General features: G+C 64.6%; 15 protein-coding genes. 11 read left to right on the top strand and 4 right to left on the bottom strand.

Annotated elements, in window-relative coordinates; all coding sequences use genetic code 11:
- Positions 1-251 precede the first annotated feature (251 nt).
- Entirely contained in the window at positions 252-890 is a 639-nt protein-coding gene (locus IF803_RS22755; RefSeq protein WP_411784493.1) for a GntR family transcriptional regulator, read from the bottom strand.
- Between the two features lie 124 nt (positions 891-1,014).
- On the opposite strand from IF803_RS22755, the gene bioB reads away from it, so the two are divergent.
- The 4 genes from bioB (at position 1,015) to IF803_RS22735 (ending at position 5,118) form a co-directional block, all read left to right on the top strand.
- Positions 1,015-2,010: a biotin synthase BioB gene (gene bioB / locus IF803_RS22750; RefSeq protein ID WP_411784494.1), complete on the top strand. Its 996-nt coding sequence runs from the start codon at positions 1,015-1,017 to the stop codon at positions 2,008-2,010.
- Between the two features lie 65 nt (positions 2,011-2,075).
- On the top strand, positions 2,076-3,230 hold the full coding sequence (locus tag IF803_RS22745) for an 8-amino-7-oxononanoate synthase (protein ID WP_411784495.1): 1,155 nt from the start codon (positions 2,076-2,078) through the stop codon (positions 3,228-3,230).
- Positions 3,227-3,859, top strand: a complete 633-nt coding sequence (bioD, locus tag IF803_RS22740; protein WP_461193522.1) for a dethiobiotin synthase — start codon at positions 3,227-3,229, stop codon at positions 3,857-3,859. The genes IF803_RS22745 and bioD overlap by 4 nt, the downstream gene beginning before the upstream one ends.
- On the top strand, positions 3,856-5,118 hold the full coding sequence (locus IF803_RS22735; RefSeq protein WP_304497823.1) for an adenosylmethionine--8-amino-7-oxononanoate transaminase: 1,263 nt from the start codon (positions 3,856-3,858) through the stop codon (positions 5,116-5,118). Before bioD ends, IF803_RS22735 begins: the two co-directional genes overlap by 4 nt.
- 115 nt (positions 5,119-5,233) lie before the next feature.
- Here the strand turns inward: IF803_RS22735 and IF803_RS22730 are convergent, their stop codons facing one another.
- A complete protein-coding gene (locus IF803_RS22730) occupies positions 5,234-6,403 on the bottom strand; it encodes a YXWGXW repeat-containing protein (protein WP_304497822.1) in 1,170 nt (389 codons plus the stop codon).
- 298 nt (positions 6,404-6,701) lie between these two features.
- Here IF803_RS22730 and IF803_RS22725 point away from each other — a divergent pair, with 298 nt between their 5' ends.
- Complete coding sequence (locus tag IF803_RS22725; RefSeq protein WP_304497821.1) at positions 6,702-8,111, top strand: MFS transporter; 1,410 nt, start codon at positions 6,702-6,704, stop codon at positions 8,109-8,111.
- Here the strand turns inward: IF803_RS22725 and IF803_RS22720 are convergent.
- Entirely contained in the window at positions 8,108-9,010 is a 903-nt protein-coding gene (locus IF803_RS22720; protein WP_304497820.1) for a LysR family transcriptional regulator, read from the bottom strand. The two genes, IF803_RS22725 and IF803_RS22720, sit on opposite strands and share 4 nt — an antisense overlap.
- A gap of 93 nt (positions 9,011-9,103) precedes the next feature.
- On the opposite strand from IF803_RS22720, the gene IF803_RS22715 reads away from it, so the two are divergent.
- The 5 genes from IF803_RS22715 (at position 9,104) to IF803_RS22695 (ending at position 13,423) form a co-directional block, all read left to right on the top strand.
- Positions 9,104-9,805 carry a haloacid dehalogenase type II gene (locus IF803_RS22715; RefSeq protein WP_304497819.1) on the top strand — a complete coding sequence of 234 codons (702 nt, stop codon included), beginning with the start codon at positions 9,104-9,106 and terminating at the stop codon, positions 9,803-9,805.
- On the top strand, positions 9,792-11,030 hold the full coding sequence (locus IF803_RS22710; protein WP_461193521.1) for a CaiB/BaiF CoA transferase family protein: 1,239 nt from the start codon (positions 9,792-9,794) through the stop codon (positions 11,028-11,030). Before IF803_RS22715 ends, IF803_RS22710 begins: the two co-directional genes overlap by 14 nt.
- Before the next feature lie 317 nt (positions 11,031-11,347).
- A complete protein-coding gene (locus IF803_RS22705; protein WP_304497817.1) occupies positions 11,348-12,160 on the top strand; it encodes a pentapeptide repeat-containing protein in 813 nt (270 codons plus the stop codon).
- A gap of 120 nt (positions 12,161-12,280) precedes the next feature.
- On the top strand, positions 12,281-12,751 hold the full coding sequence (locus tag IF803_RS22700) for an aminoacyl-tRNA deacylase (RefSeq protein WP_028341435.1): 471 nt from the start codon (positions 12,281-12,283) through the stop codon (positions 12,749-12,751).
- 252 nt (positions 12,752-13,003) lie between these two features.
- The gene (locus IF803_RS22695) at positions 13,004-13,423 is read left to right on the top strand and encodes a CBS domain-containing protein (protein ID WP_411784188.1); all 420 of its coding nucleotides are present in this window, start codon (positions 13,004-13,006) and stop codon (positions 13,421-13,423) included.
- A gap of 191 nt (positions 13,424-13,614) precedes the next feature.
- Here the strand turns inward: IF803_RS22695 and IF803_RS22690 are convergent, their stop codons facing one another.
- On the bottom strand, positions 13,615-15,423 hold the full coding sequence (locus IF803_RS22690) for an NAD(P)-binding domain-containing protein (protein WP_461193520.1): 1,809 nt from the start codon (positions 15,421-15,423) through the stop codon (positions 13,615-13,617).
- 283 nt (positions 15,424-15,706) lie between these two features.
- On the opposite strand from IF803_RS22690, the gene IF803_RS22685 reads away from it, so the two are divergent.
- Positions 15,707-17,650, top strand: a complete 1,944-nt coding sequence (locus IF803_RS22685; RefSeq protein ID WP_461193519.1) for a sigma-54-dependent Fis family transcriptional regulator — start codon at positions 15,707-15,709, stop codon at positions 17,648-17,650.
- Positions 17,651-17,946 lie beyond the last annotated feature (296 nt).

Here is a 17,946-nt window from a genome sequence, read left to right as displayed (position 1 = left end):
GTGTTGCGCTGTGACCGCCGCTCCGCAATGCCGTCAATCGGCCGCCCAAACGAAGCTGTCCACTCCCGCGCGCCCCCCAGAAGCCACGCAAAAAAATGCCTGACACTGGCCTGCACCCGCGCACGCCCGATTGCGCAAAGCCCTCGCAAGCGGGAGAGGTGCAGGCAGTCTGCGGCATCATCGATTCAACCTGACTCCGTCGCGCTCGCGCAAATGCGACGTGAGTGGATACGGCTGCCTGCGAAGTCCGATCACGCCGTCGGCAGGGCAAGCCGTTCGATGGTTTGAATATGCCGCGCCAGCAGGCTGCAGGCCTGTTCGATGTTGCGCGCGCGTAGCGCCTGCAGGATCACGCGGTGATCCTGGCTCGGCCGCGGCCGCCAGCCGGCATTGCGTGCCATCGCGAACACCAGTCGCGAATTCGCAAGCTGCAGGCCGTCGAGGCTGGCAAGCAGTCGCGGCATCGCGCACGGCGCCACCAGCGCGTGATGAAAGGCGCGATTGGCCATCTCGAAATCCTGCACCGTCTCGGCATTGTCGCCTTCGATCATGGCGAGTTCGATCCGTGCCAGATGGGCCGATGTGAGCCTGGGGGCGGCATTGCGCAACGCGACCACTTCGAGCGCGGCGCGCATCTCGGCGATCTCCTTCACCGATCTGGTATCGAGCGGCGCGACCCGCACCCCGCGACGGGGCACCGCAACGACGAGGTGCTGCGCCTCCAATTGCCTGAAGGCCTCGCGCACCGGGACGTGGCTCGAGTGGAATTCGCGCGCGACATGGTCCTGCCGCAGCGCCGCGTCCGGCAGCAACTCGCCGCTGATGATGCGCTCGCCGATCGCCTCGGCGATGCGCCCCGCGGTGGTCGTGTTCTCACCTTCGTTCGCCATAGATTATCTATCGTAAAAACGGGTGCGCGTTCGTCCGGGCTCGGCTAGCATCGTTCTAAGTCCAAATATCATAGATAATATGTCATATTATCTATGATCCATAGCAAACGAGAAGGCAAGCTCTATGGTTGATGTCGTGGAGATCGAACGGACCGACAGCCGCACCAGCGCAGCGCCCCGCAAGACCTGGGAGCGTGCCGAGGCTGAAGCACTCTATAACCTGCCGTTCGCGGACCTGATGTTTCAGGCGCAAGGCGTGCATCGCGCCAACTTCAATCCGAACCACGTCGAAACCGCGAGCCTGCTCAGCATCAAGACCGGCGGCTGCCCGGAAGACTGCGGCTACTGCTCGCAGAGCGCGCATTACGACACCGGCCTGAAAGCCACCCGCCTGATGCCTCGGGACGAAGTGGTCGCGGTCGCGCAGCGCGCCAAGGACGCCGGCGCAACCCGCTTCTGCATGGCCGCGGCCTGGCGCAGCCCGAAGGACCGCGATCTCGATCAGGTCTGCGACATGGTCAGCGCGGTGAAGGGCCTCGGCATGGAAACCTGCGTCACGCTCGGCATGCTGACGCCAAAGCAGGCCGAGCGTCTCTCCGACGCCGGGCTCGATTTCTACAACCACAACGTCGACACCTCGCCCGAGTTCTACGACAAGATCATCACCACCCGCACCCTGCAGGACCGCATCGATACGCTCGCGCATGTGCGCGACGCCGGCATCAAGGTCTGCTGCGGCGGCATTATCGGCATGGGTGAACAGGTCGATGATCGGCTCGGCATGCTGATGCTGCTTGCCAATCTCCCCAGCCATCCGGAGAGCGTGCCGATCAATCTGTGGAACGAGGTCAAGGGCGTGCCGGTCAACGACACCGCAGAACGGCCCGATCCGATCGCGCTGGTGCGTCTGGTCGCCACCGCGCGGATCATGATGCCGAAGAGCGTGGTGCGGCTGTCGGCCGGACGGCAATACATGACCGACGAGCTGCAGGCGATGTGCTTCCTTGCCGGCGCGAATTCGATCTTCATCGGCGATGTGCTGCTGACCACCAGGAACCCGCAGCGCGATCGCGACGCCAATCTGCTGGACCGGCTCGGCATCAACTCCGCCCTCGCCTGAGCGTACCTCCGGCACGCGTGCGGCGGGATTAGCCGCGCGACCAACGACAAATCTGAGAGAGAAGCATGAGCGCAATCCATGCGGCCAAGGTCGCTGATTACGCCGCGGCCTTGCACGCCCTGAGCAAGGACGATCGGCTGCGCGGTCTCAAGCCGCGCGCGGGCACCGATTTCGTCTCGAACGACTATCTGGCGCTCGCGAGCGCGCCGCGCATCAAGCAGGCCGTCTCGGCCGCGCTCGAGGCCGGCACGCCGATCGGCGCCGGTGGGTCGCGGCTGCTGCGCGGCAATTGCGAGGAGCACGAACGGCTGGAGGCCGAAGCCGCCGCGTTCTTCAAAGCCGAGACCGCATTGTTCTTCGGTGGCGGCTACGTCGCCAATTTCGCCGTGCTGACGACGCTGCCGCAACGCGGCGACCTCCTGGTGCTCGATTCTCTCGTGCACGCCAGCATCCATGAGGGCGCGCGGGCCGGCCGGGCCGAATTCCGGATCAGCGCGCACAATGATCCCGGGTCGGTCGAAGCCACCATTCGCGGCTGGCGCGCCGAGGGTGGCACGGGCCGGGTCTGGATCGTGGTCGAAAGCGTCTACAGCATGGATGGCGACGTCGCGCCGCTCGACGACCTCGTCGCCATCGCGGACCGGCACGACGCGTTCCTGATGGTGGACGAGGCGCACGGCACCGGCGTCTATGGCGAGCAGGGGCGCGGGCTGACGGCGACCTATGAGGGGCGCGAGAACCTCGTGATCGTTCATACCTGCGGCAAGGCGCTGGGCGCCGCCGGCGCGCTGGTCACGGCCTCGACGGTGCTGCGCGACTTCATGGTCAATCGCTGCCGCCCGTTCATCTTCGCCACCGCGCCGTCGCCGCTTGTGGCCGTTGCCGTGCGTGAGGCGCTGCTGATCCTGCAGCAGGAGCCCGAGCATCAGCAGCGCCTGGCAAAACTGGTCGCGTTCACGCATCGCGAGCTCGACCTGCGCGGTTGGCGCAGCCCGTCGCGCTCGCAGATCGTGCCCTATATCGTCGGCGACAATGCGCGCGCGATGCGGCTGGCGTCTGCGCTGCAGGCGCGCGGCTTCGATATCAGAGGCATCAGGCCGCCGACCGTGCCGGCGGGCACCGCGCGGTTGCGAATTGCGCTGACCCTCAATGTCGATGAGAGCGACGTGCGCGCGCTGCTCGATGCGCTGGTCGAGGAGACGAAGGGCTGGTCGCGATGACGAGCCGGATCGTGGTGACCGGCACCGATACCGGGATCGGGAAGACGGTGTTCTCCGCAGGCCTCGCCGGTTTCCTCGGCGCGCGCTACTGGAAGCCGGTTCAGGCCGGCATCGAGGAGGAAACCGATGCGCAGCTGGTCGCGCGACTTGGCGGGCTCCCGGCCGATCGCATCGTGCCGGAGCGATACCGGCTTCGAACGCCGGCTTCGCCGCATCAGTCCGCCGCACTCGACGGCGTGCGCATCGATCCTGCCGCGCTCGGCGCGCCCGATGTCGGGGACCGGCCGCTGGTGATCGAGGGCGCCGGCGGGCTGATGGTGCCGCTCGACGGCGGCACGCTCTATATCGACGTCTTCGCGCGATGGCGCCTTCCGGTCGTGCTCTGCGCCCGCACCGCGCTCGGCACCATCAATCACTCGCTATTGTCGGTCGAGGCATTGCGCAAGCGCGGGATCCACATTCTCGGGATCGCATTCATCGGCGAGAGCAATCCCGAGAGCGAGCGCGCGATTTGCGAGATCGGGCAGGTGCGCCGGCTGGGCCGGTTGCCCTGGCTTGCTCCGCTTGCGGCAGACACGCTGCAGGCAGCGTTCAAGGCGTCGTTCCGGCGGGAAGATTTCAATCCATGACATCCGCTCGGAAGTCGCCGATCTGGCACCCGTTCACCCAGCACGCGCTGCACGGCGAGATGACGAGGATCGTGCGTGGCGAGGGAGCCTATCTCTACACCGCGGATGATCGCCGCATCATCGATGCGATCGCATCCTGGTGGGTCGTGACCCATGGCCACTGCCATCCGCACATCGTGCGCGCGATCCAGGACCAGGCGGAGCAGCTCAACCAGATCATCTTCGCGGGCCATACTCACGATCCGGCCGAACAGGTCGCCGCGCAACTCCTGAAGCTGGCGCCTGATGGGCTCGATTACGTGTTCTTTTCCGACTCTGGCTCGACCAGCGTGGAGGTGGCGCTGAAGATGGCGCTTGGCTACTGGCACAATATCGGCGCGACGCGCACCCGCATCATCGTGATGGAGCATTCCTACCATGGCGACACGATCGGGACGATGTCGGTCGGCGCGCGCGGCGTCTTCAACAAGGCTTACGAGCCGCTGCTGTTCGACGTCGCGTCGATCCCGTTTCCTGCGCCCGGTTATGAACAGACAACGCTCGATGCGCTCGAGGCCGCGTGCAACGCGGAAACCGCGGCCGCGTTCATTGTCGAGCCGCTGATCCTGGGCGCCGGCGGGATGCTGATGTATCCGCCCTGGGTGCTGAAGGAGATGAAGCGGATCTGCGAAACCCACGATGTGCTGTTCATCGCCGACGAGGTGATGACCGGCTGGGGCCGCACCGGCACATTGTTCGCGTGCGAGCAGGTTGACATCACGCCGGATATCGCCTGCTATTCAAAAGGCCTCACCGGCGGTTCGCTGCCGCTCGCGGTGACGCTCTGCCGGGCAGAGATCTACGACGCGCATTATTCCAGCGATCGTTCCCGCACCTTCTTCCATTCCAGTTCCTACACGGCGAACCCGATCGCCTGCGCCGCCGCAAAAGCAAACCTCGAACTCTGGCAACACGGCGCGGGCGCGCGCGTCGCCGCGGTGGCTGCGATGCAGGAGCGCCTGATCGCACCGTTCCGCGCCGACGCGCGCTTCGAGAACGTCCGTCGCACCGGGACCATCACCGCGCTTGATCTGAAGGCAGTCGATGCGGGCTATCTCGCCGGCATCGGCCCAAAACTTCAGGCCTTCTTTGAACGGCGCGATCTGCTGTTGCGGCCGCTCGGCAACACGATCTACGTCATGCCGCCCTACTGCGTCACGGACGCGGATCTCGAGGAGATCTACGACGGGATCAGGTGTGCGGCCGACGAACTGGCTTGAGGACGCGCTTGGCGCCCGATAGTCCAGGATTGATGAATGCATCGCGAGTCGTTGTGCCTGCGATGGGGTGTCATACGACATCGGCGTGCCCTTGCAGGCACGCCGATGAACTCGATCATGAGTGTTGTTGTGGCGCCGGATGCGGCCTCGCAGCGGGATGTGGCCGTGGTGCCGGATGAGGCCGCGGCGCCGGTCGCGACACCTGCGGCGGCGCGGGCCGATGCACAACCGCTTGCGCGACGCGCGGTGCCGGCGGATGCGCAGCCGCGCGTGCCTGCGGCGGTGCATGCTGCACGAGCTGCGGTCTTGACGCCGGCGGAGCGGCGTGCGGCGCCGGTGCAGGATGTGCGCCTGCGCCGGGCAAAGCATGCGCAGTCGGCGGGGCGTGTGCCGGCGGCAAAGCGTTCCCGGTCGGTAGAGCGTGTCCGGCCGGCGAAGCATTTGCTGTCGGCAGGGCGTGTCCTGGCGGCGGAGCACTCCCCGTCGGGAGAGCATGTCCCGTTGGCAAGGCGTGCTCGGCCGTGGGCTGCGCATGTCGGGGCGGCGGCGCCGCAATCGGCTTGCCTGGGTGCGCGGCGATCACGCCGGCACCGCTGAACCGTGCTGCGTGCGCGGTCGCGGCGACCGCCGGATGACCATGGTTGTTGGCGAGCGTCAGCGCCGGATTCTTCATCGCTGCTTCCGCGTGTCGCGTCTGCTCGCCGGTCGCAGCCACGTGGTGCTCGCCCTGGGCAGCAAGCTGCTGCGGCGTCGGCTTTACCGCGGTCCCGCCGGTGCCGCCGTTGTAGCTGACGTTGGTCGTGTTGTTGACGACGGTCTTGTTGTAGACGTTGGTGACCGAGACGTTCGAGATGTTGTTGACGGAGCTGTTGTAGAAGAAGCTGCCGCCGCGCCAGTAGCCGCCCTCATAGCCGACGCCGGTGTAGCCGAAGCCATAAGAGATGCCGCCGTAGAAGCCGACGGTCGCGCCCCAATATCCGGCGTGGAAGGCGTAGGCGCCGTCGCTCCAGCCCCAATAGCCGGGTGTCCACAGCAATTCAGGCGCCGGCGGACGCACCCATGTGCCGGGCACCCAGTAGTAACCGGTGTCGTCGTTCCATGCCCAATAGCCCGGAGTCCAGATGTAGCCGGGCGCGGGGATCGGCGGCTGGACATAGACCGGCAATGGCGGCGGCGCCGCATTGACGGTGATGCCGATGGCAAGCTGCGCGCGTGCTGGCGCGGGCGGTGAGAGACAGCAGAGGCTGAGAGCCAAGGCGAAAGGCAGTCCGGCGATGCGGCGCATGGCACATACTCCAATCTTCTTCCCCCAGCGTTGGAGTCGAATAGTGGCGGCGACATGAACCCGTTGTGAATGTTTGTGCTGACACCGTGATTTCGAGATCGCGCGACGGCGGGATCGTTAACGACGGCGAATGCAAGTCAGCTCGGTGTCAGGATGGAACGCGACGGTGCGGTCGCGTCAGCTTCATCACTGCGCCAAATAGTCGAATTTTCGATTTGAATTGGACGACGACCCCCTGCGCGTCATCAATCGGTGCCCGGAGCATCCGGCTGCCAAAGGCCGGGCAGGGAGGTTTGGCATGGCGCGATCCGCCGACATCGACATCAACGCGGGCGCGCGCCTCGACAGGCTGCCGATCTGCGGATTCCACTGGCGCATCCTGGCCCTGATCGGCGCCGGCATGTTCCTCGATGCGTTTGATATCTATCTGGCCGGCGGCGTGCTGGGCGCCGTGCTCAAGGAAGGCTGGTCGACGCTCGAACTCAACGCCGCGTTCGTCTCCGCGACCTTCGTCGGGATGACGATCGGCGCGTGGTGCTCCGGCATCCTCGGCGATCGGTTCGGTCGCCGCTTCTCCTACCAGATGAACCTCGCGATTTTTGGCCTCGCGTCGATCGCCGCGGCCTTTGCGCCGAACATGATCGTCCTGATCGGCCTGCGTTTCATCATCGGCATTGGCCTCGGCGCGGAGATCGTGGTCGGCTATGCGACCTTGACGGAATTCGTGCCGGCTTCCTCGCGTGGACGCTGGATCGGGCTGCTGGCCGTGATCACCAATTTCTCGCTGTTCGTATCCTCCATGGTCGGTCTATGGGTGATCCCGACGCTTGGATGGCGCTACATGTTCGGCCTTGTCGGTTGCCTTGCGATGGTCGTCTGGTTTCTGCGCAAGTCGATGCCGGAATCGCCGCGCTGGCTCGCCGCCAATGGACGCGCCGATGAAGCCGAGAAGATCCTGTCGGCGATCGAAGCCGAGGCCGCGCGCAAGGCGGTACTTCCTGCCGTCGCTGCCCGCGCGCCGGCGCAGGAGTCTCCCGGCGCGGTCTGGCGTCTGTTCCAGCCGCCCTATCTCGCGCGCACACTGCTCGGCAGCCTGTTGCACATCGTCGTCGGCTTCAGCCTCTACGGGTTCATCGGCTGGCTGCCGACCTTCATGGTCAAGGGCGGCCACAGCGTGGTGTCCTCGCTGGGCTACACCACCGTGATGGCGCTGGGCGGGCCGGTCGGATCGCTGATCGGGCTCGTGCTGGCGGACCGGCTCGGACGCCGGCTGTCGATCGTCGGCTCGTCGATTGCGGCAGCGGCGCTCGGTATCGCCTATCCATACATGCCGGATGGTGTTGCGCTCGCAGCCGTGGGCTTCCTGCTGATCACGGCGATCTACGTGATGCTGGCGACCGGATTCGCGATGCACGTCCCCGAACTGTTTTCGACGCGGTATCGGCTTCGCGGCACGGCGATCTGCGCCACGTCCGGACGCGTCGCGACCGCGCTGGTCCAGTACGTCGTGGTCGCGATCTTCGCCTGGCAGGGGCTGACCGGCGTGCTGACGACCCTGGCGGGCATCCTCGTGTTCCAGGCCGTGGTCTTCCTCGTGTTCGGTTTCGAGACCAAGGGACGATCTCTGGAGGACGCGTCGGCGGTCACGGACGTCGAGGCGGGAGGGCGGTCGTCGATGGCGCGGAGGCCGGCCGACCTCGGCGCCTAGTTCAGGTCGGAGCAGGCCGCCCTGATCCGGTCGCGGAGCCAGCCATTGGCATTGCTCTGATCGTATCTGCGGTGCCAGTACAACATCCAGTCGAACGGCGCGGACTCGAACGGCAGTTCCTCCATCCTCAGATCGTCGTCCATCAGCACGGTTGCGAGGTGTCCCGGCATCACCGCGAGCAGATCGGTCTTCTTCAAGACGTGAGGCACGACCAGCCAATGCGGCACGTTCAGGGCGATGCGTCTTCGATGGCCGCGTTCGGCGAGCACGTCGTCGACGAAGCGAAGATCGGTCGGGCTCATCGAGACCTTCATGTGCTCCTGCGCGATGAAGCGCTCGAAGGTCAGCCGTGCGCGCTTGATCTGGTGCCCGCGTCGCATCAGGCAGACCATGCGGTCGCGCAGCAACGTCTCGGAACGGATCGATGCGGAGTGCTCGAGCCCCATGCTCACCGCGACATCGATCTCGTCCCGCTCCAGCGCATCGATCGTCAGGGCAGGCGGCAGATGGATCGTGTTGTAGGAGATCCGCCCCTCCGGCGGCCGTGCTGCGGCGAGTCGCGGCAGCAGCAGGCACGCGAGAATGTCCGACATCCTGATCGTGAAGGTGCGTTCGGTCCGGTCTGGATCGAAGCCGGCGTCGCTCGCCATCACGCGCTCGACCTGGCGCAGGACCTGGCGCAGCGGCTCCGCCAGTTCGGTGGCGCGGGGCGTCGGCTTCATCCCGGTCGTGGTCCGCACCAGGAGCTCGTCCTTGAACATCGCGCGCAACCGATTGAGCGCATTGCTCATCGCCGGTTGGCTGAGGCCGACGCGATCCGCCGCTTTGGTGACGTGACGCTCGGTCAGCAGTGCGTCCAGCGCGACGAGCAGATTGAGGTCGATGGATCGGAGGTTCATTCATCATTCATATCGTGAATGGCGAAAGATCACAAATCCATTTCATCCATGACGATGCAGGGCGTATCAATCGATCCGACCAAGGAGGCATCAATGAACTTTGAGACGATCAAGCACGACGTGAAGATCTGCATGTTCGACCAGTACGGCACGGTCGTCGACATGCAGGGCGGCCTGACCAGGATCGCGGCGCCGTTCCTCGAGAACAAGGGCTGGAAGGGCGATCCGAATTCCTTCGTCACGTGGTGGCGTCGCACGCATTTCGAGAACTCGATGATCGATGCGCTGCTGCATCGCGAGCACACGCCCTATCGCGAGATCGGCCACCGCGCGGTTGCCCACGTCATGGATCGCGCGAGGATCGACTACACGATGGACGATGTGCGCTACCTCGTGAGCGAGATCGAGAAGCTGGTGCCGTTTCCGGAGGTGCCGGACGCGCTGGCGCGGCTGCAACGCAAGTACAAGCTCGTGGTGCTCTCGAACGGCGATCCGGACATGCTCGAGACCGCGAAGCAGTACCACAAGGTCCCGTTCGATCGCGTGATCTCGGTGGCCGAGGCCAATTCGTTCAAGCCGCATGTCGCGACCTATACGAAAGCGGCCGAGATCATGGGCGTGAAGCCCGAGCAGGTGCTGTTCGTGGCCAATCATGCCTTCGATTGCATTGGCGCCAAGTCCGCCGGCATGCGGACGGCCTTCATCGACCGGCGCAGCCGCCCGTTCGGCATCACGCCGCATCAGCCCGACATCCTGGTGCCGTCGATGAAGGACCTCGCCGATGCGATCGTCTGATCGCGAGCCGCTGTCGGGCATCAGGGTCCTCGACCTCTGCCGGGTGGTCTCCGGTCCGTTTGCCACGATGCAGCTCGGTGATCTCGGCGCCGACATCGTCAAGATCGAGGATCCCAGGCAAGGCGACGAAAGCCGCCGCTACGGCCCGCCGTTCATCGGCGGCGAGAGTGCGTATTTCCTGTCGGTGAACCGCAACAAGCGAAGTTGCGCCATCGATCTGAAATCCCCGGCGGGGCGCGACGCGGTGCTCGATCTTGCATCCGTCGCAGATGTCGTCATCGAGAACTTCCGTCCCGGTACGCTGGACAAATGGGGGCTCGGCTTCGACGCGCTGAGGGCCCGCAAGGGCGACATCATCCTGTGCAGCATCTCGGGGTTCGGGCGCACCGGCGCCGACGCCGCGCGCCCCGGCTACGATCTGATCCTGCAGGGCGAATCCGGCGTGATGGACATCACCGGCGATCCGGATGGGCCGCCGACCAAGGTCGGCACGTCGATCGCCGACCTCGTCACGGGCCTCTATGCGTCGCATTCGGTGCTGGCTGCCCTGATGCGGAAGAGCCGCACCGGCGAGGGCGGCCGGGTCGACGTCTCCATGCTCGACGCCATGGCATCGCTGCTGACGTTCAACGCCGGCATGTACTTCGCCTCGGGAGAAAGCCCGAGGCGCCGCGGCAATGTCCATCCGACCATCAGCCCGTATGAACCGTTCGAAACCAGCGATGGCTGGATCAATGTCGGGGTCGCGAACGACAAGTTCTGGGCGGCCTTCTGCGACGTCATCGGCCGTCCGGAGCTGCGCGAGGACGTCCGCTTCGTAACCGCTCCGAAGCGCGCGGCGAGCCGCAACGAGCTCGTCGCGATCCTTTCGCCGATCTTTGCCCGGGGAAGCCGCGCCGACTGGCTGCAGGCGCTCGGCGCGGCAGGCATTCCGTGCGGCGCGATCAAGTCGGTCGGCGAGGTCTGCGAAACGCCGCAGCTCACGCAGCGCGGAATGGTCCAGACCATCAGCCATCCGGCCGCGGGAGATGTGAAGTTCATCGCGAGGCCGACGCGGTTCGGCGACGACCCGCCGCCACCTTCCACGCCGCCGCCGATGCTCGGCGAACACACGAGCGAAGTGTTTGCGGAATGGCTCGGCTGGAGCGACGATCAGCTCGGGAGATTTGCCGACGAGGGCGCGTTCGGCGACTTTGGACGGACGTTCGTGCGATCGTCGACGTGAGTATCGTTATGCAGGCATCGTCATGAGAGCTATCGCCGGGCAGATGCCGCGTCGAGCCGTCGGCGACGAGCGGCGGATCGTTCTTCCTGTCTCTTCGGGCTTGAGATCGCCTACCGGGACGAGACGTGCATCGGACCGCAATCTGACACTTTGCCTTGCGAGGCAGCGCTCCCTCGGACGGGGCACTGGCATTGCCAGGATCGATATCCGGTTTCATACTGTGGCATAGGCCGGAGCCGGCCAGCTAACCTGTCGGCGCGGCCGACCCGGAGAATGCAAGAGACGATACCGGGTTACTGAGCGGCGGAGAGACGGCGATGTCGTTTCGTCTCGCATTTACCTTTGTGTCGATAGCGGCGCTGCTGTTTGATCCGACCGACGCCGTGTCGCAGGACATGCTGCGGAATGTCGACCTCAACAGTCCGGAAATGACGACGTCGGAGATGACGCGCGCCGAGGTCGACGCGCTCCTCAAGTCGGTCCCTCAAGGGGACGGGCGCACTGCGGATTTGGATGGAAAGCGACTGTCGCACCTCGATCTCTCGGGCCTCGACTTCACCGGCGGCAACCTTCATCTCGTAAAGCTCAACCGGGCCAATCTGAAAGGCGCCCGCTTCGATCGGGCCACCTTGAACCAGGCCTGGCTGATCGACGCAGACTTGACGGGGGCGTCCCTCGTCAAGGCATCGCTGCTCGGCACGCAGATGCAACGCGCCAGGCTTGGCGGCGCCGATTTGAGCGGCGCCCGGATAACCGCCGATCTTTCCGGCGCCAGCCTGATCGGGGCCAGGCTTGCGGGCGCCGATCTGAGCGCCGACATGCGCAACCAATCGATGGGCCTGATGCGTGGCGTGCTCAAATCCGCCGATCTGCGGAATGCGGATCTCAGCGGCGCCAATCTCTCGCGCGCCGATCTCGAATTCGCGCAACTGCAGAACGCCAATCTGGCGAACTGCAGCCTCTACAGAGCTGACCTTGCGGGAGCCGACCTGTCCGACGCCAATGTCGCCGGCGCAGATTTCACCGAGACCGACCTTGCGTCGGCCCTCTTGCCGGGCGCGGCCGCGCTGGCCGAGGCCCGCAATCTGGACAAGGCCCGGAACTTGAACCTGGCGCGGCGCCCCCGTTAGGGATCGAATTGCAGTGTCCTGCGACAAGACCTATGTTCTGTCTTGAGAACCACGCAGCCGCTCATCGTGCGGCGGGCAGGACCACGGTGGATGGTTGCATGTGGCACCGGAGGTGACGCCATGACCATTTCTCCCAAACTGCACAATTATCTCGCTGCAGAAAACATCGAGTACGACGAAATCCCGCACGTACTGACGATGTCGTCCGCCCTTACCGCCCAGGCTTGTCACGTCTCGGGCGATCGCTTGGCCAAGGCCATCGTGCTGCGCCGCAACGACGGGTACCTGCTCGCCGTGCTGCCGGCATCGCATCACCTCAGGCTGGCGGATCTCAGGGCGAGATTCGGTGACGATATCGCTATGGCCGCCGAAAGCGAGATCGATCGGCTGTTCACGGACTGTGCGCACGGAGCGGTTCCCGCCGCCGGCAGCTGCTACGGGCTCGACGTTATCGTTGATGACAGCATCCGGATGCAGCCCGAGATCTATATCGAAGCTGGCGATCATGAGACGTTGCTTCATCTCGGTCGTGCGCAATTCGCACGCCTGACCGCCGGTTCCCTGCATGGCAGCTTCAGTGCGCACGACTGAGGCGACATGACAGCGGGACCATCTGTCGGTGCGCCCCGACCGGAGCATGATCCGGGAGGGTGCGAAGTGTCTCTCTCCCGAGACAAGGGAGGAATGCGTTTGCGCGGAGATCAAGCTCAAGCAAGGGGCTCATGCGCGATGACGATCCGACCCGGTTTCATCGCGTCTTAAGGCGCGGCACGCATGCGGTCGCGTCAACTCTGTTGTATATTTGCGAACGAGGGGGCTGCTGCCTTGGACGGGAGGTCCTCCATGAAAGTCAAGGACGTGATGCACAAGGGCGTCGATTGGGTAAGCCCCGACACGCCAATCACCGAAATCGCGAAATTGATGCAAGGCCACGACATCGGCTGCATTCCGATCGGGCAAGACGATCGTCTGATCGGGATGGTGACGGATCGCGACCTCGTCTGCAAAGGTCTTGCGAGCAAGGACTTCAACTCTGCGCGTACCACGGCGCGGGATGTGATGACCGAAGGCATCCACTGCTGCCGCGAAGACGACGATCTGGCGAAAGCGGTGCACCACATGGAAACGCTGAAGGTCCGCAGGCTGCCTGTGATCAACAAGAGTAAACGGATGGTCGGCATGGTCAGCCTGGGGGATATAGGCCAGTTTGCCGGTGCCGATCTCGTATCCCAATGCATGAAGAGCGTGTCTGCTCATCATTGAAGCGAGGCCGGTCTGCGGGAATCCGGCAGACCGGCCAGTATCATGATCAACCGGGAAGGCAACCGGTGCCGGGTGTCTCACAGGCATCGGCCCGAAGCTGGACGGCCATCGGCACCGTTCGATCTCCATCCGATCTGTCGAGGGGCGGATCGCACCACGATCCGCCCGACGTCGCGTTATCGCCCGGTCAATCAACCCAGGTGATGAACCTTCTGCAAGCCGTAGACCGGCGTCGCGATGCCCTCCATCCGCGCCTTCAGTTGCAGCGCCAGATATTGGGAGTAATGCCGCGACTGGTGCAGGTTGCCGCCGTGGAACCAAAGCGCTTGCTGCTGGGTCGGCTTCCACATGTTGCGCTGCTCGCCCTCCCACGGGCCGGGGTCCTTGGTGGTCTCGGATCCAAGACCCCAGACCTTGCCGACCCTGTCGGCGACGTCCCTCGAGATCAGGTCGGCGGCCCAACCGTTCATCGAGCCATAGCCGGTGGCATAGACGACGAGATCGGCGGGGAGTTCGGTGCCGTCCACGAACCTGACGCCGGTTTCGGTCAGCTCCTGCACCGCGGCGCCCTTGCCGCTCTTGAGCTTGATCGAACCGTCGATCACGAGATCGCAGGCGCCGATGTCGATGTAATAGCCCGAGCCGCGGCGCAGGTACTTCATGAACAGGCCGGAGCCGTCGTCGCCCCAATCATGCATGAAGCCGACTTTCTCCAGCGCGGCGTAGAAATCCTTGTCGCGCTCGCGCATCTGTTCATAGAGGGGGATCTGGAATTCGTGCATGATCTTGTAGGGTAGCGAGGCGAAGATCAGGTCGGCCTTGCGCGTGGTCACCCCGCTCGCGACCGCCTGCTCCGAATAGAGCGCGCCGAGCCCGATATCCATCAGCGTGTCGGACTTCACGATGTGCGTGGATGAGCGCTGCACCATGGTGACGTCGGCACCGCCTTCCCACAGCGCCGCGCAAATGTCGTGGGCGGAGTTGTTGGAGCCGATCACCACCACCTTCTTGCCGCGATATTTCTCCGGCCCCGGGTGGGTCGAGGAATGCTGCTGCTCACCCTTGAAGATGTCCTGCCCCTTGTAGGTGGGCCAGTTCGCCTTGCCCGACATGCCGGTCGCCAGCACGAGCTGCTTCGGCTTGAGCGTGATCTCCTTGCCGTCGCGCTCGACCACGACAGTCCATTCCCCGGCCTTCTCGTCATACTTGGCCGACTTCGCCGTGGTCGAGCTCCAGTAGTTGAGCTCCATCACCTTCGTGTACATCTCCAGCCAGTCGCCGATCTTGTCCTTCGGCGCGAACACCGGCCAGTTTTTCGGGAAGTCGATATAGGGCAGATGGTCGTACCAGACCGGATCGTGCAGGCAGAGCGACTTGTATCGCTTGCGCCAGGAATCGCCGGCGCGTTCGTTCTTCTCGATGATGATGGTCGGCACATTCAGTTGCCGCAGCCGCGCGCCAAGCGCGATGCCGCCCTGCCCACCGCCGATGATCAGCGCATAGGGTTGTTTTGCATGACCCAGTTCGGTGATTTCCTGGTCACGTTCCTCGCGCCAGCTCTTACGGTCCTTGCCATGGCCGTGCTTGGCGCCGAGCGGACGGGTGAAGCCGGATTTTTCCTCATGTCCCTTGAGCTCGGCCATGGTGGTGAGCAAGGTCCAGATGCGTCCATCCTTCATGCGCAGGTGACCATAGCCGCGCGCGACATCGGTCTCGAACTCGATCCAGCTCTCGATGATGCCGCCGGCCTCGCTCGCAGCTTCGCCATCGGCAGTGCGCCATCCCGACGGTTTGCTGTCCGCAAGCCGCGTCTTCAGCATGTCGCGGATCTGATCCTTGCCTTCCATGGTTTTGATGTTCCAGGTGAAGGTGACCAGGTCGCGCCAGTAGCAATCGGTCTGGAACAGCGCGATCGCGCGTTCGATGTCACCTGACGACAACGCGGCGTTGAACTCGTCGAGCAGCGCGGTGATCTTTCCGTCCGGGGCTTTCGTGAGCATGTTTCATTCTCCCATATGCCGGCGTCGATCGCCTTTGCGTCGTGGTTCCGGCGCGTTCGTTAGCGAGGTCGAATCTTGCCTCGACCACCATGTCAGCAAGCCTCATGCCACCGCGGCGCATCTCGAAAAACGCTCGGCATTTCCTCGCGTTAACTGCCGGCGCCAGGCCGCCTCACTTGTTGCGCCATGCAACAGGTGTTGCACGCAACAAACTTGATCGGCGGCACAATCCGAGTGACACTTGACGCAACAACGTGCGGGGAAACATCCAGGAGCATCAGCCGTGACGACGGAGCGGGCTGCGCACATCGACGAGCTGGTTCGCGTTGCGGTCGGCCAGACCAGCGCGCGTGATGCAATCATCCATCAGTCGTGGGTACGATGCGTCTCCGAACACAAGCTCGATCCGTTGGTGCTGCGCGACGCTCATATCGTGACATCCGGGCGGCTGCGCGAGCATCGCGACGCCATGGACGAGTTCCTCCACACGGCGCGCTTCGGCGTCGAGATGCTGTATCGCCAGATCGCCGGGCTCGGCTACGTCCTGCTGCTCACCGATGCCAGGGGCATCACGGTGGATTTCATCGGCGATCCGACATTCAACAACACGCTTCGCAAGGCCGGCCTCTATCTCGGTGCCGACTGGAACGAGCCGCATGCCGGCACTTGCGCCGTCGGCACCTGCATCGCCACCGAAGAAGCCCTGACGGTGCATCAATCCGACCATTTCGACGCCACCCATATTCCGCTGACCTGCACGGCTTCGCCGGTCTTTGATCCCAGCGGCAAGCTCGCTGCGGTGCTGGACATCTCCGCGCTGCGCTCGCCGGAGCCGAAGGCCAGCCAGTTCCTTGCGCTGCAACTGGTCAAGTCGTTCGCTCACAAGATCGAGAATGCGAACCTGCTGAACCGTTTCCGGCAGGAATGGATCATCAAGCTGTCCGGCTCCGCGGAATTCGCCGATGTCGATCCGGATTATGTGATGGCCGTCGACAGCAGCGGCCGCATCATCGGCTTCAACAATCGCGCAAGGCAGCTGCTCGCCCGCGAACTGGCCAAGCGTCCGGACCTTCGCCTGCGGGCCGACGGCTTCGGCGTGTCCGACATCTTCGAATGCACCATCGACGATCTGCCGCGCTTCGCCCATTCGCGCCCCACCGGTCAGCGCACGCTGCGCCTTGCCAACAGCGGCGCGACACTGTTCGCGCAGACCTTGCCGCCCCCGAACAAGCTGGCGGCGCCGGGCTCCTCCCGCAGCGAGTCGGCGCTTCCGGCGCCGTTGCGCCACCTGTTCCGCGGCGATCCCACCATGCATCATGTGGTGACGCGCGCCGCCAAGCTCATCAATACCCAGATGGGCTTGCTGATCACCGGCGAAACCGGCACCGGCAAGGAGCACCTGACGAAGGCGCTGCATTCGGTCAGTGCGCGGGCAGGCAGGCCTTTCGTCGCGGTCAACTGCGCCGCGCTGCCGGAAAGTCTGATCGAGAGCGAGCTGTTTGGCCACGAGGCGGGCGCCTTCACCGGCGCGGCGGCCAAGGGCAAGAAGGGTCTCGTGCTCGAAGCCGACGGCGGCACCCTGTTTCTCGACGAGATCGGCGACATGCCGATCTCGTCGCAGACGCGCCTGTTGCGCGTGCTCGCCGAACGCGAGGTGACGCCGGTCGGCCGCACTCGGCCGGTCCCGCTCAATGTCCGCGTCATCGCTGCCACTCATCGCGACCTCGTCGCGCTGGTGAAGGCGGGGCAGTTCCGCGAGGATCTCTATTTCCGCCTCAACGGCGCGGTGCTTGCGCTGCCTCCGCTGCGTCAGCGCACCGATATCGAGTGGCTGATCGATCAATCCCTGCATCGGCTTTCGATGGAGCACCAGGCCAACTATGCGCTGACGGCAAGCGCGCGCAGCGCGCTGCTCAAGTACCAATGGCCTGGCAATATCCGCGAGTTGATCAACGCGCTCGATCATGGCTGCGCGCTGTCGACCGACGGCACGATCGATCTTGCCGATCTGCCGGACCGGATCGCTCAGCCCTTGCGTGAGGACAGCTCCGGAAAGCCGGTACGAGGCGGAACGGCAACGTCACGGCAAGCCGATGCGCTCTTGACGGCGTTGCGCAACAATCGCTGGAATGTCTCACGGGTGGCGCGTGAACGCGGGGTCGATCGCTCGACCATCCATCGCCAGATTCTCCGCTTCGGCATCACGATGCCGAAAGACCTGACCTGACCTCAGGCGCGGCCCGCCGTCGCTGACCGCCCTGGTCAAATACGATGTCCCTGCCGAACGGTGGCTGGCTGAATGGTGGAAAATCGGCACACTATTCAGAACAAAACCACGAACCCATACATAATTGAAATTGCACGTGATTTTTCCTGCCCGAGGCGTTCGACCGCCGTCGCCGCCGACTTCGGCCCAGCCGCTGTCGCGAGCGAAAATTCAGCACGCCTCACGACAGCGTGCGCCGTTCGCTGCGGGATCGTAGTATTGTCGTCGGCAGCCGTCGAAGCTAGGATTTCGCGTAG

Source organism: Bradyrhizobium sp. UFLA06-06 (genome assembly GCF_054820065.1).
This window is presented reverse-complemented; position numbering and strand designations above follow the sequence as displayed.